The 26,781-nt window shown below is 72.3% G+C and carries 22 protein-coding genes and 2 riboswitches; of the genes, 13 read left to right on the top strand and 9 right to left on the bottom strand.

Features of this window, described 5'->3' with window-relative positions; all coding sequences use genetic code 11:
• Window positions 1–95: 95 nt before the first annotated feature.
• The 10 genes from CRP52_RS03915 to CRP52_RS03870 all read left to right on the top strand — a co-directional run bounded on the left by CRP52_RS03915 (window position 96) and on the right by CRP52_RS03870 (window position 11,153).
• Window positions 96–2,591 (top strand): mannose-1-phosphate guanyltransferase, encoded by a 2,496-nt coding sequence (locus tag CRP52_RS03915; protein ID WP_097235103.1) that lies wholly within the window; start codon window positions 96–98, stop codon window positions 2,589–2,591.
• Window positions 2,592–2,779: 188 nt separating this feature from the next.
• A complete protein-coding gene (locus CRP52_RS03910; RefSeq protein ID WP_373560451.1) occupies window positions 2,780–3,865 on the top strand; it encodes a DUF881 domain-containing protein in 1,086 nt (361 codons plus the stop codon).
• Window positions 3,862–4,194 (top strand): small basic family protein, encoded by a 333-nt coding sequence (locus CRP52_RS03905; protein ID WP_030062488.1) that lies wholly within the window; start codon window positions 3,862–3,864, stop codon window positions 4,192–4,194. Before CRP52_RS03910 ends, CRP52_RS03905 begins: the two co-directional genes overlap by 4 nt.
• A gap of 301 nt (window positions 4,195–4,495) precedes the next feature.
• A complete protein-coding gene (locus tag CRP52_RS03900) occupies window positions 4,496–5,392 on the top strand; it encodes a DUF881 domain-containing protein (RefSeq protein WP_097239810.1) in 897 nt (298 codons plus the stop codon).
• Window positions 5,393–5,618: 226 nt separating this feature from the next.
• Window positions 5,619–6,500: an FHA domain-containing protein gene (locus CRP52_RS40745; protein WP_097235101.1), complete on the top strand. Its 882-nt coding sequence runs from the start codon at window positions 5,619–5,621 to the stop codon at window positions 6,498–6,500.
• Window positions 6,501–6,679: 179 nt separating this feature from the next.
• A complete protein-coding gene (ftsR, locus tag CRP52_RS03890; protein ID WP_179853019.1) occupies window positions 6,680–7,375 on the top strand; it encodes a transcriptional regulator FtsR in 696 nt (231 codons plus the stop codon).
• Window positions 7,376–7,472: 97 nt separating this feature from the next.
• The gene (locus CRP52_RS03885; protein ID WP_030062493.1) at window positions 7,473–7,949 is read left to right on the top strand and encodes a bifunctional nuclease family protein; all 477 of its coding nucleotides are present in this window, start codon (window positions 7,473–7,475) and stop codon (window positions 7,947–7,949) included.
• Window positions 7,950–8,172: 223 nt separating this feature from the next.
• Window positions 8,173–8,817, top strand: coding sequence for a MerR family transcriptional regulator (locus CRP52_RS03880; protein WP_097235099.1), 645 nt, complete (start codon window positions 8,173–8,175; stop codon window positions 8,815–8,817).
• A gap of 111 nt (window positions 8,818–8,928) precedes the next feature.
• A complete protein-coding gene (locus CRP52_RS03875; RefSeq protein ID WP_097239809.1) occupies window positions 8,929–9,648 on the top strand; it encodes a SanA/YdcF family protein in 720 nt (239 codons plus the stop codon).
• Window positions 9,649–9,731: 83 nt separating this feature from the next.
• On the top strand, window positions 9,732–11,153 hold the full coding sequence (locus tag CRP52_RS03870) for a DNA polymerase IV (RefSeq protein WP_097235098.1): 1,422 nt from the start codon (window positions 9,732–9,734) through the stop codon (window positions 11,151–11,153).
• 143 nt (window positions 11,154–11,296) lie between these two features.
• Here CRP52_RS03870 and CRP52_RS03865 read toward each other — a convergent pair whose 3' ends face one another.
• Both CRP52_RS03865 and CRP52_RS03860 read right to left on the bottom strand, forming a co-directional pair.
• Complete coding sequence (locus tag CRP52_RS03865; RefSeq protein ID WP_097235097.1) at window positions 11,297–12,790, bottom strand: MFS transporter; 1,494 nt, start codon at window positions 12,788–12,790, stop codon at window positions 11,297–11,299.
• A 214-nt stretch (window positions 12,791–13,004) separates the two neighbouring features.
• Complete coding sequence (locus CRP52_RS03860; RefSeq protein WP_097235096.1) at window positions 13,005–14,132, bottom strand: PRC and DUF2382 domain-containing protein; 1,128 nt, start codon at window positions 14,130–14,132, stop codon at window positions 13,005–13,007.
• Window positions 14,133–14,283: 151 nt separating this feature from the next.
• Window positions 14,284–14,387: riboswitch (glycine riboswitch) on the top strand.
• Between the two features lies 1 nt (window position 14,388).
• A riboswitch (glycine riboswitch) is annotated at window positions 14,389–14,521 on the top strand.
• A gap of 104 nt (window positions 14,522–14,625) precedes the next feature.
• On the opposite strand from CRP52_RS03860, the gene gcvP reads away from it, so the two are divergent.
• Window positions 14,626–17,526 (top strand): aminomethyl-transferring glycine dehydrogenase, encoded by a 2,901-nt coding sequence (gene gcvP / locus CRP52_RS03855; RefSeq protein ID WP_097235095.1) that lies wholly within the window; start codon window positions 14,626–14,628, stop codon window positions 17,524–17,526.
• Window positions 17,527–17,653: 127 nt separating this feature from the next.
• On the opposite strand, the gene CRP52_RS03850 is transcribed toward gcvP, so the two are convergent.
• Entirely contained in the window at window positions 17,654–17,845 is a 192-nt protein-coding gene (locus CRP52_RS03850) for a DUF5999 family protein (protein ID WP_097235094.1), read from the bottom strand.
• Between the two features lie 405 nt (window positions 17,846–18,250).
• Window positions 18,251–18,823, bottom strand: a complete 573-nt coding sequence (locus tag CRP52_RS03845; protein ID WP_097235093.1) for a hypothetical protein — start codon at window positions 18,821–18,823, stop codon at window positions 18,251–18,253.
• Between the two features lie 384 nt (window positions 18,824–19,207).
• Here CRP52_RS03845 and CRP52_RS03840 point away from each other — a divergent pair, with 384 nt between their 5' ends.
• Entirely contained in the window at window positions 19,208–20,713 is a 1,506-nt protein-coding gene (locus CRP52_RS03840; protein WP_097235092.1) for a glutamate--cysteine ligase, read from the top strand.
• A 241-nt stretch (window positions 20,714–20,954) separates the two neighbouring features.
• Complete coding sequence (locus CRP52_RS03835) at window positions 20,955–21,743, top strand: CPBP family intramembrane glutamic endopeptidase (RefSeq protein WP_097235091.1); 789 nt, start codon at window positions 20,955–20,957, stop codon at window positions 21,741–21,743.
• Here the strand turns inward: CRP52_RS03835 and CRP52_RS03830 are convergent.
• The 5 genes from CRP52_RS03830 to CRP52_RS03810 all read right to left on the bottom strand — a co-directional run bounded on the left by CRP52_RS03830 (window position 21,721) and on the right by CRP52_RS03810 (window position 26,770).
• Complete coding sequence (locus CRP52_RS03830) at window positions 21,721–22,263, bottom strand: HAD domain-containing protein (RefSeq protein WP_097235090.1); 543 nt, start codon at window positions 22,261–22,263, stop codon at window positions 21,721–21,723. The two genes, CRP52_RS03835 and CRP52_RS03830, sit on opposite strands and share 23 nt — an antisense overlap.
• 98 nt (window positions 22,264–22,361) lie before the next feature.
• Window positions 22,362–23,630, bottom strand: coding sequence for an MFS transporter (locus CRP52_RS03825; protein ID WP_097235089.1), 1,269 nt, complete (start codon window positions 23,628–23,630; stop codon window positions 22,362–22,364).
• A gap of 99 nt (window positions 23,631–23,729) precedes the next feature.
• Window positions 23,730–24,431 carry a dienelactone hydrolase family protein gene (locus CRP52_RS03820; RefSeq protein WP_097235088.1) on the bottom strand — a complete coding sequence of 234 codons (702 nt, stop codon included), beginning with the start codon at window positions 24,429–24,431 and terminating at the stop codon, window positions 23,730–23,732.
• 58 nt (window positions 24,432–24,489) lie between these two features.
• A complete protein-coding gene (locus tag CRP52_RS03815; RefSeq protein ID WP_257032270.1) occupies window positions 24,490–25,902 on the bottom strand; it encodes a sugar porter family MFS transporter in 1,413 nt (470 codons plus the stop codon).
• Window positions 25,903–26,020: 118 nt separating this feature from the next.
• Window positions 26,021–26,770: an FMN-binding negative transcriptional regulator gene (locus CRP52_RS03810; protein ID WP_097235087.1), complete on the bottom strand. Its 750-nt coding sequence runs from the start codon at window positions 26,768–26,770 to the stop codon at window positions 26,021–26,023.
• Window positions 26,771–26,781: the final 11 nt, after the last annotated feature.

The raw sequence follows: 26,781 nt of genomic DNA, 5'->3' as shown, positions 1-26,781 counted from the left end.
GGTGCGTCGGACGATACCTTCCGGGTAGAGAACCCTCTGGAACGGTTTGATGGACCTGTTGGTCCACCACCACCGCGAAGGAGGACGCACCCGTAATGAAAGCCGTTGTAATGGCAGGGGGCGAGGGCACTCGACTCCGCCCGATGACCTCCAGCATGCCGAAGCCGCTGCTTCCGGTCGCCAATAGGCCGATCATGGAGCACGTGCTTCGGCTGCTGAAGCGGCACGGCCTCTCCGACACCGTCGTCACGGTCCAGTTCCTGGCATCGCTGGTCAAGAACTACTTCGGTGACGGCGAAGAGCTGGGCATGCATCTGACCTATGCCCACGAGGAGACGCCACTGGGCACTGCGGGGAGTGTCAAGAACGCCGAGGACGCGCTCAAGGACGACTCCTTTCTGGTGATCTCCGGTGACGCGCTGACCGACTTCGATCTCTCCGAATTGATCGACTTTCACCGCAGCAAGAACGCCCTGGTCACCGTCTGTCTCACCCGGGTACCGAATCCGCTGGAGTTCGGGATCACGATCACGGACGACGAGGGAAGGGTCGAGCGATTCCTGGAGAAGCCGACCTGGGGGCAGGTCTTCTCCGACACGGTGAACACCGGTATCTACGTGATGGAACCCGAGGTCTTCGACTACGTCGCAGCGGGTGAGTCCGTCGACTGGTCGAGCGATGTCTTCCCGCAGCTGTTGAAGGAGGGCAAGCGGGTCTACGGCTACGTCGCCGAGGGCTACTGGGAGGACGTGGGCACCCACGAGAGCTACGGGAAGGCCCAGGCGGACGTCCTGGAGGGCAAGGTCGACGTCGAGCTCGACGGGTTCGAGATCTCGCCCGGTGTCTGGGTCGCCGAGGGCGCCGAGGTGGACCCCGAGGCGGTGCTGCGCGGGCCCCTGTACATCGGGGACTACGCCAAGGTCGAGGCCGGGGTCGAGATCCGCGAGCACACCGTGCTGGGCAGCAACGTGGTCGTCAAGAGAGGCGCGTTCCTGCACAAGGCGGTGGTGCACGACAACGTGTACGTCGGGCCGCAGAGCAATCTGCGCGGCTGCGTGGTCGGGAAGAACACCGATGTGATGCGGGCCGCCCGGATCGAGGACGGGGCGGTGATCGGGGACGAGTGCCTGGTCGGCGAGGAGTCGATCATCGGGGCGAACGTCCGGGTCTACCCGTTCAAGACCATCGAGGCCGGCGCGGTCGTCAACACCTCGGTGATCTGGGAGTCGCGCGGCCAGGAGCACCTCTTCGGCCTGCGCGGGGTCTCGGGGATCCTGAACGTCGAGATCACCCCGGAGCTGGCCGTACGGCTGGCGGGCGCCTACGCGACCACCCTGAAGAAGGGGGCCACCGTCACCATTGCGCGTGACCACTCGCGTGGTGCGCGTGCGCTCAAACGGGCGATGATCTCGGCGCTGCAGACTTCCGCGATCGACGTCCGGGACCTGGAGAACGTGCCGATGCCGGTGGCGCGGCAGCACACGGCGCGGGGGAGTGCGGGCGGGATCTTCCTGCGGACCACGCCGGGGGTGCCGGACTCGCTGGACATCCTCTTCTTCGACGAGCGCGGGGCGGACCTGTCCCAGGCCGGGCAGCGCAAGCTCGACCGGGTCTACGCGCGCCAGGAGTACCGGCGGGCCTTCCCCGGCGAGATCGGGGACCTGACCTTCCCGTCCAGCGTCTTCGACTCCTACGCGGGCAACCTGCTGCGGACGGTCGACACCACCGGGGTCCGGGAGGCCGGGCTGAAGGTGGTCGTGGACACCGCGCACGGCAGCGCGGGCCTCGTTCTGCCGAGCATCCTCGGCCGGCTCGGGGTGGAGGCGCTCACGGTCTCCAGCGGGCTGGACGAGGCGCGGCCGACCGAGGACGCGGAGACGCGGCGGGCCGGGCTGGCCAGGCTCGGCGAGCTGGTGGCCTCCTCGCGGGCGGCCTTCGGAGTCCGGTTCGACCCGGTCGGCGAGCGTGTCGCGTTCGTCGACGAGCTGGGCCGGGTGATCGACGACGACCGGGCGCTGCTGGTGCTGCTGGACCTGGTCGCCGCCGAGCGGCGCAGCGGTCAGGTGGCGCTGCCGGTGACCACGACCCGGATCGCCGAGCAGGTCGCCGCGTACCACGGCACCCAGGTCATCTGGACCACGACGACGCCGGACGACCTCGCCAAGGCGGCCTCCGCCGAGGGCACGGTGTTCGGCGGTGACGGCCGCGGTGGATTCGTGGTGCCCGAGTTCAGCGGTGTGCTGGACGGGGCCGCGGCCTTCGTCCGGCTGGTCGGCCTGGTCGCGCGGACGCAGCTCACGCTCAGCCAGATCGACGCGCGGATCCCGCAGGCTCACATCCGGCACCGGGACATCGCGACGCCGTGGGCGGCCAAGGGCATGGTCATGCGCTCGGTGGTGGAGGCGGCCGGGAGCCGGCGGCTGGACACCACCGACGGTGTGCGAGTGGTCGAGGCGGACGGGCGCTGGACGCTGGTACTGCCGGACCCGGCCGAGGCGATCACCCACCTCTGGGCGGAGGGCCCGGACGACGAGGCGACCGAGGCGCTGCTGGACGAGTGGGCGGCGGTGGTCGACGGCGCCGGGCGGTGACGGCCCGCAGCTGAGAACGGAGCGGACCCGATCGGCGGGGCGCACGGTGTGGTTCGTGCGCCCCGCTGTCCGTTTTCACCTCATTCGGAATGTTCCGTCACTTTCCGTCATGTGTGCAGCGTGTGTGCAGCTCAGGGCCCGTGCACGGGCCCCTCGGCCGCCATGGGACGATGGTTTCCATGCCAGCGATGCCGACACCGAGTGCCCCGAACGGGCGGTACAACCGTCCGGACGCCTCGATGTCCCTGCTGACCAACGTGATGGACCACAGCCTGGACGAGGGCTACGCCGAGGCGGCCGCGGCCCGTGGTGGTGCCCGCGACAGTCGGATACCCGGGACGCTGCGGGGGCTGCTCACGCTGGGCGCCGGATTGGCGCTGGTCGGAGCGGTGGTGACGGTGGGCGCGGTGAACGCGCGCAAGGCCGAGCCGACGCTGGCCAAGGAACGGGACGCACTGATCCAGCGGATCAACGACAGCAACACCTCGGCCGACCACCTGCAGAAGCAGGTGCAGGACCTGCGGCGCAAGGTCGACGGCACGCAGCAGCAGGCGCTGGCCTCGGCGGGGAACGGTGACCCGGGTGCTCTGACCGGCGCGGTGGGGCTGGGCGAGGTGACCGGTCCGGGCGTGAAGCTGGTGCTGGAGGACGCCACGGGGACGGGCCTCGGGGGGAACGTCGACCCGCGGGCCGGGCAGGGCTTCTCCAACAGCGGCCGGCTGCGGGACCGCGATCTGCAACTGGTGGTGAACGGCCTCTGGGGATCCGGGGCCGAGGCCGTGGCGATCAACGGCCAGCGGCTGACGGCGCTCTCCGCGATCCGGGCCGCCGGCGAGGCCGTCCTGGTGGACAACCGGCCGCTGGTGCCGCCCTACAACATCCAGGCGATCGGGGACGGGCCGAAACTGCTGGCCGCCTTCGAGAACGCCATGGCCGGGCAGTACCTGCGGCTGCTGCAGGAGAAGTACGGCATCAAGTCGACGCTCTCCACGCAGAAGAGCATGACGCTGCCGGCGGCGGTGGGGGTGACGCTGCGGACCGCGCAGCCCGTGACGCCCGAGCCCTCGCCCACGGCGACGCCGCCCGCCGGCCAGGCGCCGAGCGGCAGCCCCTCGGCCGGCGCCGGAACCTCCCAGAGCCCGAGTGCGTCCGTCTCACCGTCGGCCTCACTGACCCCTTCAGCGTCCGCGAGTAGTAGTGGCACGGCCGCCAAGCGGCGTCCGCCCACCGGGACCGCCAAGACCACGACAGCGACAGGAGCAGCCAGACCGTGATTGCCGTACTGGGTCTTGTGATCGGGGTGGTCGTCGGCCTCTTCGTCCAACCCGAGGTGCCGGACGCCGTCGTTCCCTACCTGCCGATCGCGGTGGTCGCGGCGCTGGACGCGGTGTTCGGCGGTGTCCGGGCGATGCTCGACGGGATCTTCAACGACAAGGTGTTCATCGTCTCGTTCCTGTCGAACGTGGTGGTCGCGGCACTGATCGTCTTCCTCGGTGACCAGCTGGGCGTCGGCTCCCAGCTGTCCACCGGCGTGGTCGTCGTCCTCGGCATCCGCATCTTCTCCAACGCGGCCGCGATCCGGCGCCATGTCTTCCGTGCCTGAGCAGGGCCGCGCGGCGGCGGAGGAGGAGAAGAAGGACCGGGAGGCCGTGCCGGCCGGGAGCGTGGACGCCGAGGAAGCTGCCGCCGTGCCCGAGCCCGCGCCCGGCGAGGAGGCCGAGTCGGACGAGGCCGTGGACGCCGAGGAGGGGACCGGGGCGGCCGGTCCGGAGGCGGTGGGCGCGGCTGCTGGGACGGTGGCGGAGGACCCGGGCAGGGAGAAGTCTGACGCTAAGGCTGAGCTTGAGGCCGAGGTCGGGCCCGGGCCGCTGCCGGAGCCGACGCTCCGGCTGGTGAAGCCGGTCGTGCCGGAGCAGGGGCCGAAGGAGTCGGAGCCCGAGCCGGAGCCGAAGGGTGAGCCGGAGCCGAAGGGTGAGCCGGACGCTGAGCCTGCTGCCGCGTCGACGCCCGCGCCGGAACCGGAGCCGGAGCCCGTGGCGGCGGAGATCGCCGAGGAGTCGCCGGTTGCGGACCGGGACTCCGGGCGCCGTCGGCTCAAGGGGGCGCTCTGGCCGCCGCGGCTGTCGCGCGGTCAGCTGGTGGTGGCGCTGCTGCTGTTCTCGCTCGGCCTGGGGCTCGCGATCCAGGTGCGTTCGACCAACGACCACCACAGCCAGCTGCGTGGCGCCCGCCAGGAGGACCTGGTCCGGATCCTCGACGAACTGGACAGCCGTCAGCAGCGTCTCCAGCAGGAGAAGGCGGAGCTGGAGCAGTCCCTGGCGAAGTTGGAGAACAGCTCCAACCAGGCCAAGGAGGCCCAGGAGCAGACCAGGAAGAAGGTGACGGAACTGGGTGTTCTCGCCGGTACCGTCAAGGCCACTGGTCCGGGCATCGTACTGACGGTCGATGATCCCCAAGGGCAGGTGAAGGCAGATATGCTGCTGGACACCCTGCAGGAACTTCGAGCGGCGGGGGCGGAGGCGATTCAGATCAACGATGTGCGCGTGGTGGTCAACACCTACTTCACCGACCAGTCGGGCGGTGGGGTGCAGATCGACGGGAAGAAGGTCTCGCAGCCCTATCGGTTCACCGTCGTGGGGAACCCGCAGGACCTGACGCCCGCGCTGAACATCCCGGGAGGTGTCGTCCGCACGCTGGAGAGCAACCAGGCGCGGGCGACGATCACCCAGCAGCAGAAGGTGGTCGTCGACGCCCTCGTGGATCCGAAGACGCCGCAGTACGCCAAGCCGGCTTCGAAGTGACGAGGCGCCCGACGAACGGCCCGTCACGGGCGGGCGGCACCCGGTGCGGGGCGCCGCCGTCACGTGGGCGAGACTGGTTCGCGCCAGTACGCTCCGCAGCAACAACCGCCGTACCAACCGTCGGAGTACCACTCCAGCGGGCCCGAGCCGCAACCGGGCTCGCGGCCTGTCCGAGGTTCTCACCCTGCCCCGCGGGCGGGTCTGTCACACGCAAGGGGATTCGCCCGTGAGTTTCTTCTCGAAGTTGTTCGGTCGCAACAAGAGCCGTGACGCGGCCGCCGTCGAGGCGCCCACCGCGCGGCACCGCCGGCCGGAGGACGAGCCCGCCGTGCCGGGCATGCGACCCGCCCCCGAGGCCGCGCCGTACGCAGGACAGCAGCTGTACCGGGACGGCGGCGCCGCCCAGTACGCGGGGAATCCGGCGGGCTACGGCGCGTCGGTTGACCCCTCCGGCGACCCGCGCATAGGTTTCCCGTCAGGACCCTCAACCTCTGGTGGAGGGTTTGCTCCGGACCCGTACGCCGGGCACAACCCGTCGGGTGTGCCGCGCCAGGAGGCTGTGAACATGGCTGGCCCCACTCCGTGCCCCAGGTGCGGCAACCAGAACCCGGCCTCGGCCCGGTTCTGTTCCAACTGCGGCACGGCGCTGCGCGGCGGCCTGCTGCCGGAGGGGGCGGCGGAGACCACGTCGACCATCTCCATCTCCGGGCTGGAGTCGTACGACCCCACCACCACGACCGGCACCGGTACCACGCCGGCCCTGTCGGCCGAGGTGCTGTCCGCCATCGACGCGCTGCCGCCGGGCTCGGCCCTGCTGATCGTCCAGCGCGGCCCGAACTCGGGCAGCCGCTTCCTGCTGGACTCGGACATCACCACGGCGGGGCGTCACCCGCAGGGGGACATCTTCCTGGACGACGTCACGGTCTCGCGCCGTCACGTGGAGTTCCGCCGCACCCCGGCCGGCTTCAGCGTCGCGGACGTGGGCAGCCTCAACGGCACCTACGTGAACCGGGAGCGGATCGACGAGGTGTCGCTGACCAACGGCGACGAGGTCCAGATCGGGAAGTACCGGCTGGTGTTCTTCGCCGGCCACAACCGGGGGTACTGAAACCAACGTCGGCAGGAGCCCGAGTGAATACGAATACTTCTTCATCTTCTCTCGGGGCGGCCACCCCATCCGCGTTCGGTCCGCAGGCGGACCGCGGCGGGCGCGGGGTGGTCGCGGGCCCCAGGCAGCCGGTCCGGACGGAGCGGCCCGCCGGGCGGCGGCGCGACGCCGACGAACTGCTGAGCATCGGCGCGGTGCTGGCCTTCCTGCGCGACGACTTCCCCGAGGTCACCATCTCCAAGATCCGCTTCCTGGAGGCGGAGGGGCTGGTCGAGCCGCAGCGCACGCCCTCGGGGTACCGCAAGTTCAGCCCGGCCGACGTCGAGCGGCTGGCCTACGTCCTGCGGATGCAGCGGGACCACTACCTGCCGCTGCGGGTGATCCGCGAACACCTGGACGCCATCGAGCGCGGCGAGAGTCCACCCGCGCTGCCCTCCGCGGCCGACACCCGGCCCGGGCCTCTGGAGGAGGCGGACCGGGAGCTGGTGGCCTCCGCCGAGGTCCCGTCCGGGGTCCGGCTGGGGCGCGCCGAGCTGCTGGCCGCCGCCGAGGCCGGCGAGCAGGAACTGGCCGAGTGGGAGTCGTACGGGCTGGTCGCCCCGGGGCCGGACGGCGGGTACGACGGCGAGGCGCTGCAGGTGGCCCGGCTGGTCGCGGAACTCGGCCGGTACGGACTGGAGCCGCGGCACCTGAGAGCCATGAAAGCGGCGGCCGACCGCGAGATCGCGCTGGTGGAACAGGTGGTGGCGCCGTTGCGCCGGCACCGGAACCCGCAGACCAGGGCGCATGCCGAGGCCACCGCGCGGGAGCTGGCGACGCTGTCCGTCCGGTTGCACGCGGCCATGGTCCAGGCCGGCCTGCGGACCCGCGGGTAGCGGTCGTGGCGGCCGGCGGGCGCCCGGTGCACCGCGCTGACCAGGGGCGTCGGCTCTGCGCTTTCATATCCGGGACCGGAGCCATAGGGTTGCCTGTGTGAATGAGCTCGACGTCGTGGGTGTCCGAGTGGAGATGCCTTCCAACCAGCCGATCGTGCTGCTGCGGGAGGTCGGGGGAGATCGCTACCTGCCGATCTGGATCGGCCCCGGTGAGGCGACCGCGATCGCCTTCGCCCAGCAGGGCATGACGCCGGTGCGCCCGTTGACGCACGACCTGTTCAAGGACGTCCTGGAAGCGCTCGGCCAGCAGCTCACCGAGGTGCGGATCACCGACCTCCGGGAGGGCGTCTTCTACGCCGAGCTGGTGTTCGCCGGTGGGGTCGAGGTGAGTGCGCGGCCGTCCGACGCGATAGCGCTGGCGCTGCGGACCGGCACGCCCATCTACGGGAGCGAGGAGGTGCTCGCGGAGGCGGGCATCGCGATCCCGGACGAGCAGGAGGACGAGGTCGAGAAGTTCCGGGAGTTCCTCGACCAGGTCTCGCCCGAGGACTTCGGCGGCGGCGGTCCGCAGTAACGCGGCCCGGTGGTGCGGCCGATCGGTGTGCCGTTTTGCCAAAAACCGTCCATCTACCCACACTAGGGGCACGAAAAACCACTCTCCTGAGTGAGGTGGTTTATCTGGCCCGGCGTGGCGATCGTTGACGGGTCATAGGGGACTGCCTACCGTCAGGAGTGGCTGTCCGGGTGACCGATGCCCGCAGTCGGATCGCCCGCAGCACAAGTGGACGGAGGCAGGCATGAGCAGCACCGGCGATGACGCGGCCCCGGGAGGCCTGTGCGCCGTGCACGTGCCGCGCGCCGCCCGCACCGTCGCGGACGTTCCCCGGGTGGGCAGGTTCCCGGCCGTGCAGGCCGGCCAGCCGGCCATCGAGCGGCTGGCCCCGACCTCCGAACTGATCGGCTTCCGCGGCCCGACGGCCTGCGCGGCGGCCGGCATCACCTACCGCCAACTGGACTACTGGGCCCGCACCGGACTGCTGGAGCCCAGCGTCCGTACGGCGTACCCGGCGACCAGTCAACGGCTCTACAGCTTCCGCGACATCCTGCTGCTCAAGATCGTGAAGCGGCTGCTCGACGCGGGCGTCTCGCTGCAGAACATCCGGGTGGCCGTCGCCCATCTGCAGGCGGCCGAGCAGGCCGACCTGGCCGGGATGACGCTGATGTGCGACGGCGCGACGGTGTACGAGTGCACCACGCCCCAGCAGGTGGTGGACCTGCTGAAGGGCGGTCAGGGGGTTTTCGGTATCGCCGTGGGAGCGGTCTGGCAGGAGCTGGAGCTCACCGTCGGGCGGCTGCACGCCGAGCGCACCGACACCGGCGAGACCCTGGTCGGGAACGACCCGGCCGACGAACTCGCCCAGCGGCGCAACCGGGCGGTCTGAGCACGCATTCGACGGGGCCGCGGGCCCGGACGGGGAACCGTTCGGGCCCGCGGCCCCGTCGTGTTGCCTGGTAACGCGAACGAGGGAGGGCATGTGGGGGTCGGCACCGGGATGTCGGGCACGGGGATATCGAGGCTGCTGCGGCGCCGGGCCGGGCTGTTGGCGACACGGCTGCGCCGGCGCAGGACCCAGCGCAGGGTGTTCCAGGTGGGTACGGTGCTCTGCTCGCTGGCGCTGGCGCCCAGTGCCTGGCTGTGGGTCTCGGCGGGGGACCGGGTGGGCACGGTGGAGAGCGCGCCGTCCGCGCCGGTCGCGGTGGTCTTCGGTGCCGGGCTGGACCAGGGCAGGCCCACGCCGTACCTGGAGCACCGGCTGGTCGCCGCGGTGGACCTGTACCGCGAGGGCAAGGTGCAGGCGATCCTGGTGACCGGCGACAACGGGCGGATCGAGTACGACGAGCCCGACGCGATGTTCACCTACCTGACCGAGCACGGGGTGCCGGCCGAGCGGGTCGTCCGTGACTACGCGGGCTTCGACACCTGGAACTCCTGCACCCGGGCGCACCGGATCTTCGGGGTGGACCGGGCGGTGCTGGTCAGCCAGGACTTCCACGTCCGGCGGGCGCTGGCGCTGTGCGAGGCGGCAGGCATCCGGTCGTACGCGGTCGGGGTGCCGGAGCTGCACGACGAGACCTGGCTGTACGGCGGGCTGCGGGAGGTCGCGGGGGCGGGCAAGGCGGCGGTCAACGCCTGGTTGCGGCCGGACCCGGTGTTCCTCGGGCCCAAGGAGGAGGGCATCCCGAAGGCGCTGGCGCACGCGGCGAAGAAGTAGCGGCCGGCGCCGGGGCCTCCTCGTCGGCTGCGGGGCCGGCCTGGTTCGTACGTACTGTCGGACCCGTGCGCGATGATCGGCGGGTGCGATCTCTGCCGAGCATCATCCACCTCGACATGGACGCCTTCTTCGCGGCGGTGGAGCAGGCGGCCAAGCCGAGCCTGCGCGGGAAACCGGTGATCGTCGGCGGGCTCGGCGGGCGCGGGGTGGTCTCCACCGCCTCGTACGAGGCGCGGAAGTTCGGGGTGCACTCGGCCATGCCGATGGCGCAGGCACGCCGGCTCTGCCCCAACGCGGCCTTCCTGGCCGGGCGGTTCGAGGCCTACCGGTACGTCAGCGACATCGTGATGGGCCTGCTGCGGGAGCTCTCGCCGCTGGTGCAGCCGCTCAGCCTGGACGAGGCCTTCGTGGACCTGGAGGCCGGTCCGTACGGCCCGGTGCTGGCACAGGCCGACCACGAGACCGGCGAGCGGCTGGTGCTCGCGCTGGCGGAGGACCTGCGGGCGGACATCCAGCGGCTGACCGGGCTGACCGGCTCGGTCGGGGCGGCCGGGTCCAAACTGATGGCCAAGATCGCCTCCGAGCAGGCCAAGCCGGACGGCCTGGTGCTGGTCGAGCCCGGGCAGGAGCGGGCCGTCCTCGGGCCGATGCCGGTGCGGGCGCTGCCCGGGATCGGGCCGGCCACCGAGCAGGTGCTGCGGCGGGCCGGGCTCACCACGGTGGCCGACCTCGCGGACGCCGGGGAGACGGAGCTGGTCCAGCTGCTCGGGCGGGCGCACGGCGCCGGCATCCACCAGATGTCGATAGGGCTCGACGAGCGGCCAGTGGTGGCCGACCAGGACGCCAAGTCCGTCTCGGTGGAGGACACCTACGAGGTGGACCTGGCCGACCGGGAACGGGTGCTGCGCGAGGTGGAGGCGCTGGCCGCCCGGTGCGTGCGGCGGCTGCGGGCGGCCGGGCGCTCGGGGCGGACGGTCGTACTCAAGGTGCGGCGGTTCGACTTCTCGACGCTGACCCGCTCGGAAACGCTCGGCGGGCCCACGGACGACGAAGCGGTGATCACCGCGACCGCGCGCCGGCTGGCCGAGCAGGTGGACATCACCGGCGGGGTCCGGCTGCTCGGCGTGGGCGTCGCCCAACTCGCCGACTACACGCAGGAGGACCTGTTCGCGCAGGCCCTGCGGGAGGAGACGGCGGAGCATGCGGAGGAGACGGCCGAGGCCGAGGAAGCCGACGAGGAGCGGGAGACCGTCCTGGTGCGGCGCTGGCTGCCCGGGCAGGACGTGCGGCACGCGGAGTTCGGGCCGGGCTGGGTGCAGGGCAGCGGCGTCGGCCGGGTCACCGTACGGTTCGAGACGCCGTGGAGCGAGCCGGGGCGGGTACGGACCTTCGCGGTGGACGATCCGGCGCTGGAGGCGTCCCGGCCGCTGCCGCTGCGCCGGGGTGAGGGCGGGGAGGACGGCGGTGCGGGCGAGGGTGAGGGCGGCGGCGCGGGCGGGGAATGAGATACGAGAACGGCCCCACCCGGTGGGGGAGTACCGGGTGGGGCCGTATCACCGTGCCGGACCCCGTGGTTTCGTGATGCCCTCGCGAACCACGGAGGCCCGGGCCCCGCGCCCTGTCCCTGAGCGCGGGGCCGGACGCCTCGTCAGGCGTCGGTCTTGACCAGCTTGTCGCCGGCGTCCTGCTGGGCCGGGCTGCCGGCGACGGCGGTGCCGGCGGGCTTGACGGTGCGGATCAGGAACGGGACCACACCGGCGATGATGCAGACCACGGCCGCGGTCCAGAACGCGTGCTTGAAGGCGTCCAGGGTGGGCAGCGAGAGCGGGATCTGCGGCGGCAGCTTCATGGTGTCGCCGGTCAGGATCGCGGCCATGACGGCGGTGCCGATCGCGCCACCGACGGTCCGCAGCACCGAGTTCATGCCGTTGGCGATGCCGCTCTGCTCGACCGGCACGGCGCCGTTGATGTAGGCCGGCATCGCGGCGAACGCGAGGCCGACGCCGAGACCGAAGATCGCCGAGGCGGTGTAGATGTCGCCCTCGTGGCTGTGTCGCAGGGCCAGGTAGGCCATTGCGACGGCGCCGAGGACACCACCGAGGACCAGCGGCAGGCGCGGGCCGCGGCGGGCGATCAGCAGGGCGCCGACCGGGGCGGCGACCATCGAGCCGATCGCGGACGGCAGCAGCATGACACCGGCGTGCAGGACGGTGGCGGTGAAGCCGTAGTGGGTCAGCTTCTCCGGGGCCTGGGCGAAGTTGCTGATGACCATGAAGGAGCCGTACATGCCGAAGCCGATGAGCAGGCCCGCCATGTTGGTGAAGGCCACCGCCGGGCGGGACATCATCTTCATGTCCACGAGGGGGTGCGCGACCTTGGTCTCGATGACGCCCCAGATCAGGGCCACGACGGCGGCGACGGCGAACAGGCCGAGGGTCTTGGTGGAGGTCCAGCCCCAGTGGTTGCCCTGGCTGACCGCGACCAGCAGTGCGGAGAGCCAGCCGGCCAGGGTGAGGGCGCCGAGCGGGTCGGCGCCGCCCTCCTTGTCGGTGACCGGGTCGGACGGGACGCGGAAGGCGACCAGGGCGACCGCGATCAGGCCGAAGACCAGGCCCATCCAGAAGATCGACTTGTAGCTCCAGTGCTCCAGGAGCAGACCGGTGGCGACCAGGCCGAGGCCGGAGCCGACGCCCATCGAGGCGCTGATGGCGGCGACGCCGCCGGTCACCTTCTGCTTGGGCAGCTCGTCGCGGACGATGCTGATCGCCAGCGGCATGACGCCACCGCCGGCGCCCTGCAGGACGCGGGCGACGACCAGCCAGGTGAAGGAGTGGGTGCTGACTGCCAGCGCCGAACCGGCGACCAGGCCCGCCAGCGAGATCAGCAGCATCGGCTTACGGCCCCGGAGGTCGCCGAAGCGGCCGAGGAGGGGAGTCAGCACGGCGGCGGACAGCAGGTTGGCGGTCATCAGCCAGGTGACGCTGGACGCGGAGACGCTCAGTTCCTTGGCCAGCGAGGGCAGGATCGGGACGACCGCGGTCTGCACCACGCTGAACGACAGCATCGCCAGGATGAGGGCCGGCAGGACCCGGGCGCTGCTCTGCTTCTCGGCCGCGGTGGTGGGCTGGGGTGCCTCACTCACGGTTGCTTCCTCCCGTACATAGTGAATGAACTGAAGTAACCATGCAGGGAGATACTTCAGAGTGTCAAATATCGAGTGGTTAAGCTTTGGCAAAGGGGGGCCGTGGGGCGGGGCGAGTGGGCGCCTGTGGGGGGTGGGGGACTTTGGTGCATGGGTGGGGCCGGGGAAAAGGGGAGGACCCCGGCCTTGGGGGCCGGGGTCCTGGTGGGGCGGGTCAGACGAGGGGGCGTAGGGCGGCGGGGCGGGAGGTGTTCGGGGGCGGGGTGGGGGTGTCGGTCGGCGTGGTGTCGTCGTGGACCTCGACGTGTTCGCGGCGGAGCTCCTCCCGGATCACCTCCTCGGCGGTGTAGCGCTCGACGACGAGGCGGACCCGCTCGATGGGGGCGAGGTACTTGCGGATCGCCGGGCGTTCCTCACGGAGGGTGACCTCCTCGACGGCCTCGGCGATCTCCTTCTCGGTGAGGGTGGAGCGCTCGGCGTCGCTGAGCGGCATCCGTTCGACCCGCACTCGCTCGCGGACCACCGGGACGCGGCGCTCCACCTGCTCGGTCGTCACGTACTTGCGCAGCTTCGCGGTGCCCACGGTGTGCCACTCGGTGGTCACGTCCAGCCGTTCCTCGCGGCAGGTGATCTCGACCGGGCCGCTGGGAGCGGACGAGGCGGCGCTCCCGGCGGGTGTCGGGGTGGTCGCCGCCGGGGCGGGCTGCGGCTTCGGCTCCATGACCGGGGTCGGCGCGGGAGTGCTGACGGTGCGCACGTTGACCTCCGGGGCGGGTTTGGTGCGGTTGATGACGGGTGCGGCGGCCGTGGTGGTCGGGCCCGGGCCGGGCTCGGGGGAGTGGAAGGCGAGCGGCTTGGCGGTCGTCACGGCGGCCGGGGCCGCGGCCGGGGTGGTGCCGAAGTCGAGGTCGGGCTGCGCGGCCCGTCCGCCGTCCTCGCCGGCCGGGCGGCCGTCCATCGGGGTGTCGAGGCCGTAGTAGCGGTAGAGCTGGAGCTCCTGGGCGGGGGACAGGTGCTGGCCGACGCCGAAGTCCGGCGACTCCTTCACCAGTGACTTGTCGTACGGCACCCGGAGCTCGTCGCCGGAGAACTCGCTCGTGGTGAGCGGGACGAAGGCGTCCCTGCCGAAGATGCCGGTCCGGACGGCGGCCCATTCGGGCCGGCCGGTGGCATCGTCCAGGTACACCTCGTCGACCGTGCCGATCTTGTCTCCGTTGCGGTCGACCGCCTTGTGGCCGATGAGGTCCCGGGGGTCGATGTCGGTCTGCACTTCTTCCTCCAGTGCGCTGAGCCTGCGGAACTCCCGCAGGAAGGCGGCCGGGGCACCCGTCCCGTCCGCCACTTCACACCAAATGCCATGAACCGGACGGGCGCGACCGGGGTGCGCCGGACGGGCCGCGGGCTGGGCCGTCCGGGGGACGCGCGTAGACCCGGGGTGACCGGAAGCACCCGTGATCGGAGAGCCTCCCGCTGGTACCCTGGGCGGCGACCGCAGAGCCCGCTCGGGAGAGTCTCCGATCGCGAAAAGCGCTGGTCGGAGCGCCGAAGGAGCAACTCCTCCCCGGAATCTCTCAGGCATCCGTACCGTGTGGGGTAGGTCACTCTGGAAAGCAGGGCAGGAGCGTCGGCGCAGGAGCCGACGACCACCACCCTCACCGACGGTGCAAGCCGACGGAGCGCCCACAGCGCGCCGTGCGGGCGAAGCTCTCAGGTCCCGATGACAGAGGGGGAGGCCTGACGGGTTCGTCCGCCAGGGCCGACCTGCTGTCCGCAGCGGGAAAGGCCGGCCGGCGTTCGGACCCCCGCCGGTCCGTGACCAGGAGGCCTCGACCACCATGAACGCCCAGCCGAACGCGGGACGCCCCACCGGCGCCTCGACCCTCACCGAGCTTGAGCTGGCCAGTCCCTTCGAGAACCGCCACATCGGCCCCGACGCCGCCGCGCAGGAGAAGATGCTGGCGTCCGTCGGCTACGCGTCGCTGGACGAGCTCGCCGCCACCGCCGTGCCCGAGGCGATCCGCTCCATCACCGGCCTGGACCTGCCCGCCGGCCGGACCGAGGCGCAGGTCCTCGCCGAGCTGCGCGAGCTGGCCGGCCGCAACCAGGTGCTCCAGCCGATGATCGGCCTGGGCTACTACGGCACCTTCACCCCGCCGGTGATCCTGCGCAACGTCATGGAGAACCCGGCCTGGTACACCGCCTACACCCCGTACCAGCCGGAGATCTCGCAGGGCCGCCTGGAGGCGCTGCTCAACTTCCAGACCCTGGTCTCCGACCTGACCGGCCTGCCGACCTCCGGCTCCTCGCTGCTCGACGAGGGCACCGCGGCGGCCGAGGCGATGGCGCTGGCCCGCCGCGTCACCAAGGTCAAGGGCGGCGTCTTCCTGGTCGACGCCGAGACCCTGCCGCAGACCATCGCGGTGATCAACACCCGCGCCGTGCCGACCGGCGTCGAGGTCGTCGTCGCCGACCTGTCCGAGGGCATCCCGGCCGAGATCGCCGAGCGCGGTGTCTTCGGCGTGCTGCTGCAGTACCCCGGCGCCACCGGTGTGGTCCGCGACCTCGCCCCGGTGATAGAGCAGGCGCACGGCCTGGGCGCGATCGTCGCGGTCGCCGCCGACCTGCTGGCGCTGACCCTGCTCAAGAGCCCGGGCTCGCTGGGCGCCGACATCGCCTGCGGCACCTCGCAGCGCTTCGGCGTGCCGATGGGCTTCGGCGGTCCGCACGCCGGCTACCTCTCGGTGCGCGCCGAGTACGCCCGCTCGCTGCCCGGCCGCCTGGTCGGCGTCTCCGTCGACTCCGACGGCAACCGCGCCTACCGCCTGGCGCTGCAGACCCGCGAGCAGCACATCCGCCGCGAGAAGGCCACCAGCAACATCTGCACCGCCCAGGTGCTGCTCGCCGTCATGGCCTCGATGTACGCCGTGTACCACGGCCCGGACGGCCTGGCCGACATCGCCCGCCGCACCCACCGCTACGCCGCCGCCCTCGCCGAGGGTCTGCGGGCCGGCGGTGTCGAGCTGCTGCACGGCGAGTTCTTCGACACCGTCACCGCCGTCGTCCCGGGCCGCGCCGCCGAGATCGCCGCCGCCGCCCGCGCCAACGGCATCAACCTGTACCAGGACGGCGAGGACCGGATCTCGGTCTCCACCGACGAGACCACCACCCGCGAGCACCTGGCCGGTGTCTGGGCCGCGTTCGGCGTCCCGGCCGTCGAGGTCGCCGAGGCCGCCGAGACGCTGCCGGCCGCGCTGCTGCGCGAGGACGAGTACCTGACCCACCCGGTCTTCCACAGCCACCGCTCGGAGACCGCCATGCTGCGCTACCTGCGCCGCCTGTCGGACCGGGACTACGCGCTGGACCGCGGCATGATCCCGCTGGGCTCCTGCACCATGAAGCTCAACGCGACCACCGAGATGGAGGCCGTGACCTGGCCGGAGTTCGGCCAGCTCCACCCCTTCGCGCCGATCGAGCAGGCCCAGGGCTACCTCACCCTGATCCGCCAGCTGGAGCAGCAGCTGGTCGAGGTGACCGGCTACGACGCCGTGTCGATCCAGCCGAACGCAGGCTCGCAGGGCGAGCTGGCCGGCCTGCTGGCCGTCCGCGCCTACCACCACGCCAACGGCGACACCCAGCGCGACGTCTGCCTGATCCCGTCCTCCGCGCACGGCACCAACGCGGCCTCCGCGGTGATGGCCGGCATGCGCGTGGTCGTGGTGAAGACCCTGGTCGACGGTGACGTGGACGTCGAGGACCTGAAGGCCAAGATCGAGCAGCACCGCGACACCCTGTCGGTGCTGATGGTCACCTACCCGTCGACCCACGGCGTGTACGAGACCGAGATCACCACCATCTGCGCCATGGTGCACGAGGCCGGCGGCCAGGTGTACGTGGACGGAGCCAACCTGAACGCCCTGGTCGGCCTCGCCAAGCCGGGCAAGTTCGGCGCGGACGTCTCGCACCTGAACCTGCACAAGACCTTCTGCATCCCGCACGGCGGCGGCGGCCCGGGCGTCGGCCCGGTCGCGGTGCGCGCGCACCTGGCGCCGTACCTGCCGAACCACCCGCTGCAGTCGGAGGCCGGCCCGGCCACCGGTGTCGGCCCGATCTCGGCCGCGCCGTGGGGCTCGGCGGCGATCCTGCCGATCTCCTGGGCGTACGTCCGGCTGATGGGCGGCGAGGGCCTCAAGCGCGCGACCCAGGTCGCGGTGCTGAACGCCAACTACATCGCCAAGCGCCTGGCGCCGCACTTCCCGGTGCTCTACACCGGTCCGGGCGGGCTGGTCGCGCACGAGTCGATCATCGACCTGCGCCCGCTGACCAAGGAGACGGGCGTGACGGTGGACGACATCGCCAAGCGCCTGATCGACTACGGCTTCCACGCGCCGACGATGTCCTTCCCGGTGGCCGGCACGCTGATGATCGAGCCGACCGAGTCCGAGGACCTGCACGAGATCGACCGGTTCTGCGACGCGATGATCGCGATCCGCGCCGAGATCGACAAGGTCGGCTCGGGCGAGTGGGCCGCCGACGACAACCCGCTGCGCAACGCCCCGCACACCGCCGCCGAGCTGGCCGGCGACTGGGCGCACGGCTACTCGCGGCAGGAGGCGGTCTTCCCGGCGGGCGTGAACCCGGCGGACAAGTACTGGCCGCCGGTGAGCCGGATCGACGGCGCGTACGGCGACCGCAACCTGGTCTGCTCCTGCCCGCCGTTGGACGAGTACGGCGTCTGACGGACACGCCCTCGGCCCGGTTCGAGGGCAGGACGAAAGGCTGGGCCCCGGCGGAACGTTCCGCCGGGGCCCAGCCCTTTCGTTTCCTCCGCGGCGGCTGCCCCCGCCGTACGGTCGGACCGGGTGGTCAGGCCGCGTGGGCGACGGGGCGGCGCGGGGCGATCACCCGGCCGTCGGGCAGCAGCTCTCCGGTGTCCTCGAACAGGACCACGCCGTTGCAGAGCAGGCTCCAGCCCTGCTCCGGATGGCGGGCCACCGAGACGGCCGCCTCGCGGTCCTCGGACTCGGCCGACGGGCACTCAGGACGGTGCTGGCACATACGCGTACCCTCGCTTCGCTCTGCGATCCTCCCCGTGGTGCGGCCGCCGGAGGCCGGGCCGTCCGGAGCCGCCGCGGTAGTCGGATCCTGTCCGCACGCCGACCAGGTGTTGACCGGCGCTCAAGTGGGTAGGACAGGTGGTCCTTCCACGCTGGTTCCCAGTGTCGGCATCTGCGGACGCGCCCGCAGGGATTTCGTGACATGCGCCACAACTCCCGGGTAGAGATCACCCGTTCAGGTGGGGAGGCGGGGGAATCGCGGCACAGGTGGGTCAGCCGGAGCATGGCCCGGCCGGGCCATGCCGGATGGCCCGTTCGGGTGGTGCCGTTCGGGTGATGCCGTTCGAGTGGGCGCGGCGAAGGGCCGCCGGGCGGGTGGCCCGGCGGCCCGTACGGCCAGGACGGCTCAGGCGGAGCCGAGCAGCACCGGCCCGGTGAGCGGGGCCCGGGCGAGCAGCGGCAGAAGTTCGGCGGCCGGGTGGGCGCGGTGCGCCGTGACGCCGAGCGGGGCCGGAGCGAGCGGGATCAGCAGGTCGGCGGCCGGCCCGGCGTCCGGGCTGTGCAGCCACAGGGCCGTCGCGTACTGGCCCGGGAAGGTCAGCAGGCGGGGCTGTTGGCGGATCCGGGAGCCCTGGGCGAGCTGCCAGGCCTCGCGCAGCGCCCGGACCGTCGAGTCCAGGTAGGGGCCGGCGGTGAAGTGGGAGAAGGTGTGGCCCTCGATGCCCTGCACCACCTCGGCGGCCGCGGCCACCTCGGCGCCGTCCTTGATCAGGAAGCGCCACCCGGTGCGGCGGGCGGCGGTGAGCTCGGGGCGCGGGCCGTCCAGGACGTGCACGGCAAGCGGATGTGCGGGGAGCAGTGGGCCGGCCGGATGACGCAGCGCTGCGGCGGCGGGCTGGCGCAGGGCGGTGTCCGAGTCGAGTGCGCCCAGGACGGCGCGCAGCGCGCTCGGTGGGGGCTGGGGGGTCTGCAGGGTCATGGCGGTGTCCGCCTCTCCAAGCGAGATCGGCGTGCGAGTGCGGCATACCGGCGTGGCGCGGCGCGTCAACGGTGACGGGGCCCGGCCGTGTCCGGTTGTGCAGGATCGCGGTGCCGGCGCGGTCGTCGCCGTCGACGAGGGCTCTCGATGCGGGAGCGGACCGGCCGGAGCGCTGTGCGAATTCTCATCGAACAGATGCGCAGGGTGATCTGTTTATCACAGGCGGTGGCGCCGGGCAAGTCTAGGGTTGCGCTGAATTTCCGTCAGTTGCCTTGCATTGCAAGCCATTCCAAGCATTCGGGTATCGATCTTCGAGGTGGGCATGATGCATGCACGGTCGGTCGGCCGGGTGGGCTCGACGGGGTGGCTCAGGAGGAGGGGACCGTGGGCGAGAAGGTCGTGGCGACTCGGGCGGATCTGGCGGACCGGCAGCTGTACCGGCGCAAGCTCCAGTCCTGTCTCGACGCGCTGGGGCGGATGCTGCGGGAGGACCGCTTCGACCGGCCGCGGGCGGTGATGGGCCTGGAGATCGAGCTCAACCTGGCCGACGAGCAGGGCCTGCCGGCCATGAACAACGCGCAGGTGCTGAGCGCGATCGGCTCCAGCGACTTCCAGACCGAGCTGGGCAAGTTCAACATCGAGGTGAACATCACGCCCCACCGGCTCTGCGGGCACGTGTTCGAGGAGCTGCGCGAGGAGATCGACACCGGGCTGCGCTACGCCGACCGGCGGGCCGCCGAGGCGGGGGCGCGGATCGTCATGGTGGGCATCCTGCCGACCCTGGAGCACGCGCACACCGGGCTGGACTCGATGAGCCACAACCAGCGGTACACCCTGCTCAGCGACCAGATCCTGGCCGCCCGGGGGGAGGAGATCGCGCTGGACATCGAGGGCGTCGAGCACCTCCAGCTGGAGTCCATCACCATGGTCGCCGAGGCCGCCGCGACCTCGCTGCAGCTGCACCTCCAGGTGACGCCGGAACGGTTCTCCTCGGTGTGGAACGCCGCCCAGGCGCTCTGCGGGCCGCAGCTCGCGCTCGGCGCGAACTCCCCGTTCCTGTTCGGACGGGAGCTGTGGCGGGAGACCCGACCGGTGCTCTTCCAGCAGGCCTGCGACACCCGTTCGGCGGAGCTCAAGGCCCAGGGCGTGCGCCCGATCACCTGGTTCGGCGAGCGCTGGGTCGACTCGGCGTACGACCTGTTCGAGGAGAACCTGCGGTACTTCCCCGCGCTGCTGCCGATCTGCGACGACGAGGACCCGCTGAAGGTCCTGGCCTCCGGCGGCGCGCCCAAGCTCGCCGAGATGCGGCTGCACAACGGCACCATCTACCGCTGGAACCGGCCGATCTACGACGTCTCGGGCGGGGTCGCGCACCTGCGGGTGGAGAACCGGGCGCTGCCGGCCGGGCCGACGGTGGCCGACACGCTGGCCAACGCCGCCTTCTACTACGGCCTGGTCCGGGTGCTCGCCGAGCAGCCCCGGCCGGTCTGGACCCGGCTGCCGTTCGAGAAGGCCGACGAGAACTTCCGGCAGGGCGCCCGGTACGGCATCGACGCCGTCCTCCAGTGGCCGCGACCCGGCCGGGCCGGCCGCGGCGGCGGGCTGCAGACGGTCTCCGCCGTCGACCTGGTGCTGGGCGAGCTGCTGCCGATGGCCTACCAGGGACTCGACGAGTGGGGCGTGGAACCCGCCGACCGGGACCGCTACCTGGGCATCATCGAGCAGCGCTGCCTGCGCCGCACCAACGGCGCGGCCTGGCAGAGCGCGACCTTCCACCGGCTGCGCGAACGGTACGGGATGGACCGGCCGGCGGCGCTCGCGGCGATGACCCGGCGCTACGCCGAGCACATGCGCAGCGGGGAGCCGGTGCACACCTGGCCGGTCGGTTAGGGCCTGTCCGGCGGATCTTGCCGGGCGCACGACGCCGGATCATCCCGCCTGGACGCACGCCCGAATCGTCCAAGTACACCCAGTACGAGGGCGATTCGGGCGCCCGCCCAGACGGGCGCCCGACGCCGCGCGCTGATCCGACAAGATCCGCCGGACAGGCCCTAGCCGGATGGTCCCTGTGTCAGGATGATCGCTCCGGCCGGGAGACGGCCGGAGCGACCGTCCGTCCGCTGGAGCTCCCGTGACCGCCGTGCCGACCGCGCCGCAGACCGCCCGGCCCACCCGTCGTCAGCTCGGCGTGGAGCTGCTGATCGTCCTCGGCCTCTCGCTCGGGGCCAGCGGGATCAGCGCGCTGATCAGCTTCGCGGGCTCGCTCACCGAACCGCTCAAGCTCGGCCAGCAGGTCGCCACGCTGAACGGATCGCGGGCGCCCGGGCGGCCCTGGCTGGACCTGGTGTGGCAGCTGTACTACATCGGGCGCGGGCTGATGCCGGTGGTGCTGGTCGGCTACCTGCTGGTGCGCGAGGGCGTCGCGCTGCGGGTGCTGGGCTTCGACCTCGGGCAGAAGCTGCGCGACCTGGGCCGGGGCGCCGCCGTCGCGGCCGCGATCGGCGGGGCGGGGCTGGCGCTGTACCTGGCCTCGCAGGCGGCCGGGTACAACCTGACGGTGGCGCCGTCCGGGCTGCCGGACGTCTGGTGGCGGGTGCCGGTGCTGGTGCTGTCGGCCTGGCAGAACGCCGTCCTGGAGGAGGTCGTCGTCCTCGGCTACCTGCTGCGCCGGGTGGGGCAGCTGGGGTGGTCGTGGCCGGCGGCGGTGGCGGCGAGCTCGGTGCTGCGCGGCTCGTACCACCTGTACCAGGGGGTCGGCGGGCTGGTCGGCAACATGGTGATGGGGGCGGTGTTCTGCCTGCTGTACCGGCGGTGGGGGCGGGTGATGCCGCTGGTGGTGGCGCACGCGCTGATCGACACGGTGGCCTTCGTCGGGTACGTGCTGCTCGCCGGGCACGTCAGCTGGCTGCCGACCCCCTGAGCGCCGAACCCCCGGAGGGCAGGGCCTGGCCGCGCGGCGGGCGGGCGAGCAGGCGGTCGACGTGCCGGCGTTCCAGGCCCTGGCCCGGGTCGATCGGCAGCAGCAGGCGGTCGCGCCGCCAGAGCGACCTGCGGACCAGCCGGGCCGGGATGACGTCGTCCACCCAGGCGAACGGGCGGCCCCCGGCGTAGCGCAGCAGCGGGGCCCACTTGGCGGCGGAGAACAGCTCCATCAGCGGGACGCGCGGGTCTCCGGGCTGCGGGACGTAGCCGCTGAGGCGGACCACCGGCAGCGGGTCCAGGCCGATCGCCGGGGCGATGTGGGTGTTGGCGTGCTCCTCCCAGGTGGTGGCCCAGACCAGTTCGTACGTGCCGGCCAGCTCGCGCAGCCAGCGGCCGTGGCGGGGGGAGAGCAGGACGGAGTAGCCGAACAGGGTGTGGGTGTCGAACCCGGCGTCCGGATGGGGACAGACCGGGTTCAGGACCCCGTCGACGTCCAGGAACAGCAGTGGCTTCGGCACCGGTGGCCCCCAAAGGCGGTGTGGTTGCTACCTCTTCGGACGAACCACGCGTACCGGTGGTTGCTCACGGGCGGGCGCACGCGGGGCGCACAGGGCGCTCACGAGGTGGGTACGGGCTCGGCGGCGGGCACCGGTGCGTCGGCGGTGCTCCGACGGCTGAGCCGGCGCACCTGGGGGTCCAGCAGGACCGCCGCGCTGAGCAGTTGGCAGACGACCGCGCAGGTCCACAGCGCGCCGCCGAGGCCGAGTGCCACGGCGGCCGGGCCGGCCAGCGCGGTGCCGGCGGGGGCCAGCGCGTTGGAGCCGAGCAGGTCGTACGCGGAGACCCGGGAGAACATCTCCGCCGGGATCTCCTGTCGCAGCGCGACCATCCAGTTGACGCCGAAGACGGTGACGCCGACGCCGGACAGGAACATCGCGGCGGTCAGCAGAGGCAGCGGGACGGCGGCGGCGAGGGCGAGCGCCGGCATGCCGAACAGGAAGACGCCCCAGTTGCCGACCAGCAGGATCCGGCGCGGCCGCCAACGTGCCATCAGCAGCCCGGTGGCCACCAGGCCGAGGCCGAAGGCGGACATCGCCAGGCCCCAGGCGCTCGCGCCACCGAGCCGCTCCGCGGCGACCGTCGGCCCGTACACCGATTCGACCGCTTCGACGCAGGCGACCAGGACGGAGAACTGCAGCACGATCACCCAGAGCCAGCGGCGGGAGGCGAACTCCCGCCAGCCCTCGCTCAGGTCGCGCAGCATGCCGCCGCCGGAGGGCGCGGGGGCCTGCTCCGGCTCCAGGAAGAAGCGCAGCGCGGCGGCGACCAGGAAGCAGAGGGCGTCCAGGGCGAGCACCCAGCCGGGGCCGAAGGCGGCGGTGAGCGCCCCGCCGAGGGCGGCGCCGCCGATCTGGGAGGCGTTCTGGCCCATCCGGAACACCGAGAAGGCACGGGCGGCGTGCTCCTGGGGGACGGCCTGCATGATCATGCCGCTGGAGGCCGGGGCGTAGAGGGCGTGGCCGGCGCCGCCGGCGGCGGAGAGTGCCAGCAGGTGCCAGAGCCGGGCGTCCCCGGACAGGACCAGCGCGGCCAGTACGGCCTGGGAGGCGGCGTTGAAGAGGTTGGCGGCGACCATGATCCGGTGTCGCGGCAGGCGGTCGGCGAGGCCGCCGCCGAGCACCAGGAGCAGCACGGTGGGCAGCAGACGGGCGGCGGTGACGTAGCCGACCTCGGTGGTGCTGCCGCCGCTGCCGAGGACGGCGAAGGCGGTGGCGACGGGGGCGCCGGCGCTGCCCAGGCCGCTGATCACGGTGGCGGCGGTCTGGATGCGGAAGTTGCGGCTCGCCCAGGCGAGGCGGCGGGGGTGCGGGGGTGGGGTCGGCACCAGGTGACTATGGCGGGAGTTCGTACAGGTGTCATCCGGTTTTCGGGGCCGGACCGGGGCCGGATCGGGGCGGGGCCGGGGAGCAGCGGGCCGGCGCTCTCAGCCGAGGTGGCCCCGGAGGAAGGCGAGGGTGCGGCGCCAGGCGATCCGGGCCTGCAGGGGGTCGTAGGTGCCGAGCAGGTTCTCGTCGTTCATGAAGGCGTGTCCGGCCGGGTAGAAGTGGAACTCGGGGCGGACGTCGGTGGCCTCGCCGATCCGGATCGCCGCCTCGTCCACGGTGGCCATCGGCAGCGAGCCGTCCAACTCGCCGAAGTGGCCCAGGACGTGGGCGGTCAGGCCGCGGTAGTCGAAGTCGGGGTCGGGCGGCAGGCCGTAGAAGGGCACCACGGCGGCCACCCGGTCGCCGGCCCTGGCGGCCAGCAGCAGGGCGAAGCCGCCGCCCATGCAGAAGCCGACCACGCCGACGGAGTCGCCGACCACGCCCTCCAGCGCGAGCAGGTGGTCGACGGCGCCGGAGAGGTCCTCGACGGCCTGCTCGACCGGGAGTTCGCGCTTGAGCCGGGCCGCCTCGGTGCGGTCGTGCGTGGTGGCGCCGCCGAAGAGGTCGGGGGCGAGGACGGTGAAGCCCTCGGCGGCGAAGCGGTCGGCCGTGGCGGCGACGTGCGAGGTGAGCCCCCACCACTCCTGCACCACCACCAGGCCCGGCCCGACGCCCTGCGGCGGGCGGGCCAGGTACCCGTGCGCGGTACGGCCGTTGCTCGGGAAGGTGACGTTCTGCCGGGAGCCGCGCTGGTCGGGCATGGCTTCCTCTCGGTGGGTCGGGCCGCGTGTGGCGCGGGGGGTCGGTGGGGCGTACGGGTCAGCCCATCTCCTCCAGCGCGCGGCCCTTGGTCTCCTTGATGCAGAAGGCCACGAACGGGATGGAGAGCAGCGCGAAGACCGCGTAGATCACGTACGTCGCCGAGAGGTTCCAGTCGGCGAGGTCCGGGAAGCTGACGGTGATCGCCCAGTTGGCGATCCACTGGGCCGAGGCGGCGACCGACAGGGCCAGCGCACGGATCCGGTTGGGGAACATCTCGCCGAGCAGGACCCAGACCACCACGCCCCAGGAGAAGGCGAAGCAGAGCACGAAGACGTGCGCGGCGACCAGGGCGACGGTGGCGTGGGTGTTGTCGAGGGTGGCGGTGTCGCCGGTGCCGTGCCGGTAGGAGAACGCCCAGGCGGCGGTGGACAGCGCGGCCGCCATGCCGATCGAGCCGGCCAGGGCCAGCGGCTTGCGGCCGATCCGGTCCACCAGGGCCATCGCGATCACCGTGCCGATCACGTTGACGATCGAGGTGGAGAGGCTGATCAGCAGCGAGTTGGACTCGTTGATGCCCACCGACTGCCAGAGGAAGGACGAGTAGTAGAAGATCACGTTGATGCCGACGAACTGCTGGAACACCGAGGCGCCGATGCCGATCCAGACGATCGGCAGCAGGCCGAAGCGGCCGCCGAGCAGGTCCTTCAGCCGGGGCTTGTGGGTGGACTCCAGCACCGCGCGGATCTCCGCCACCCGGGCGTCCAGGTCCACGCCCTCGCCCTCGACCTCGGCCAGCACCGTGCGGGCCTGCGCCTCGCGGTGGTCGGCGATCAGGAAGCGGGGCGACTCCGGGATGGAGAGTGCCATCAGCCCGTACACCAGGGCCGGGATGGTCTCGACGCCGAGCATCCACTGCCAGGCCTGGATGCCGCCGAGGTGGCCGGTGGACTCCCCGCCGGCGGCCTGGTTCAGCGCGTAGTTGGCGAGCTGGGAGATGGTGATGCCGAGCACGATCGCCATCTGCTGGAAGGAGGCGAGCCGGCCGCGGTAGGCGGTCGGCGCGACCTCGGCGATGTAGGTCGGGGCGATCACCGAGGCGATGCCGATCGCGACGCCGCCGGCCACGCGCCAGGTGGCCAGGGCCTCGATGTTCGGCGGGAACATCGAGCCGATGCCGCTGGCCGCGAACAGGACGGCGGCCAGCAGCATCGTGCGCACCCGGCCGAGGTGGTCGGCGAGTCGGCCGGCGATCACCGCGCCGGCCGCCGATCCGAGCAGCGCGATGGCCACCACGAAGGCGGTGGTGCCGTGGCCCACCGCGAAGTGCTTCTGGATGCCCGTCACCGCGCCGTTGATCACCGCGCTGTCGTAGCCGAACAGGAAGCCGCCCATGGCGGCGGCCGCCGAGATGAACACCACGTGGCCGAGGTGGGCCTCGCCGGACGCCTGTCGGCGATTGACTGAGGACACGCGCGCTCCCGGGAGTGGACGGGCCCGCCCCCGACGTCGAGTGGGCAGGGCTCGTCTCACATTCGAGCAGTGCCGGGGGCGGCCTGCCCGAGATCGGGGCCGATCGGGTGACGCCGGGTCAGTCGGCGGCGCGCGGTGCGGTGGTACGGGGTGCGGTGGTGCGCGGTGCGGCGGCGCGGGGTGTGCCGGCGCGGGACGGGTCGGTGTCGGACGAGGCGGTGTCGGACAAGGCGGTGCGCCGGCCGTGACGGCGCAGCAGCTGGGAACGGGCGGCGGCGTACTGGTCGCGGCCGCGCCCGCGGCCTCCCGCGCGTTCGGCGAGGCGCTCGGCGATGCCGAACTGTGCCTCGGCGGGCTTCTTGTCGTCGTACTTGAACTTGGCCCGTACCTCGTTCACCGTCAGCCGGAGCCCGCGCAGGCCGGGCAGCTGCCGGGCGAGCTCGCCGTCCCCGGGCACCACCCGGACCTCCGGCGTCTCGGGCTGGAAGTGCGCCAGCTGGCGGTTGAGGATCTCCGCCTTGTCGGCGGCGGACTCCACGACCTCGGCGGTGCAGTGGAAGTGCACCGAGGTGTAGTAACTGGTGGGCGTGCCCGGGGCGCCGCGCCAGTGGCCGGGGGCGAAGGCATAGCCGTCGGTGACCGCGAGGGTGACCTGCGGGTCGGCGCGCACGGCGGCCAGCAGCGGGTTGGGCGCGGCGAGGTGCAGCAGGATCTCGCCGCGCTCGGCGTCCAGCAGGAAGTGCGTGGGGACGAGCACCGGGCCCTCGCCGGGGCCGCCGTTGGCGGCGAGCAGGCCGAAGTCGCGGCCCTCGGCCAGCCAGGCGCGCCACTCGTCCTCGTCGCCGCGGTCCCAGGACCTGATCAGCATCGGGTGCTCCT

Origin of the sequence: Streptomyces sp. 1331.2 (assembly GCF_900199205.1) — a bacterium.
Lineage (GTDB): Bacteria > Actinomycetota > Actinomycetes > Streptomycetales > Streptomycetaceae > Kitasatospora.
This window is presented reverse-complemented; position numbering and strand designations above follow the sequence as displayed.

Coding starts and splice junctions, on each gene's coding strand:
- CRP52_RS03915 (WP_097235103.1), top strand. CDS start 96: ATGAAAGCCGTTGTAATGGCAGGGGGCGAGGGCACTCGACTCCGCCCG.
- CRP52_RS03845 (WP_097235093.1), bottom strand. CDS start 18,823: ATGACCCTGCAGACCCCCCAGCCCCCACCGAGCGCGCTGCGCGCCGTC.
- CRP52_RS03910 (WP_373560451.1), top strand. CDS start 2,780: ATGCCGACACCGAGTGCCCCGAACGGGCGGTACAACCGTCCGGACGCC.
- gcvP (WP_097235095.1), top strand. CDS start 14,626: ATGAACGCCCAGCCGAACGCGGGACGCCCCACCGGCGCCTCGACCCTC.
- CRP52_RS03850 (WP_097235094.1), bottom strand. CDS start 17,845: ATGTGCCAGCACCGTCCTGAGTGCCCGTCGGCCGAGTCCGAGGACCGC.
- CRP52_RS03820 (WP_097235088.1), bottom strand. CDS start 24,431: ATGCCCGACCAGCGCGGCTCCCGGCAGAACGTCACCTTCCCGAGCAAC.
- CRP52_RS03810 (WP_097235087.1), bottom strand. CDS start 26,770: ATGCTGATCAGGTCCTGGGACCGCGGCGACGAGGACGAGTGGCGCGCC.
- CRP52_RS03875 (WP_097239809.1), top strand. CDS start 8,929: ATGTCGGGCACGGGGATATCGAGGCTGCTGCGGCGCCGGGCCGGGCTG.
- CRP52_RS03880 (WP_097235099.1), top strand. CDS start 8,173: ATGAGCAGCACCGGCGATGACGCGGCCCCGGGAGGCCTGTGCGCCGTG.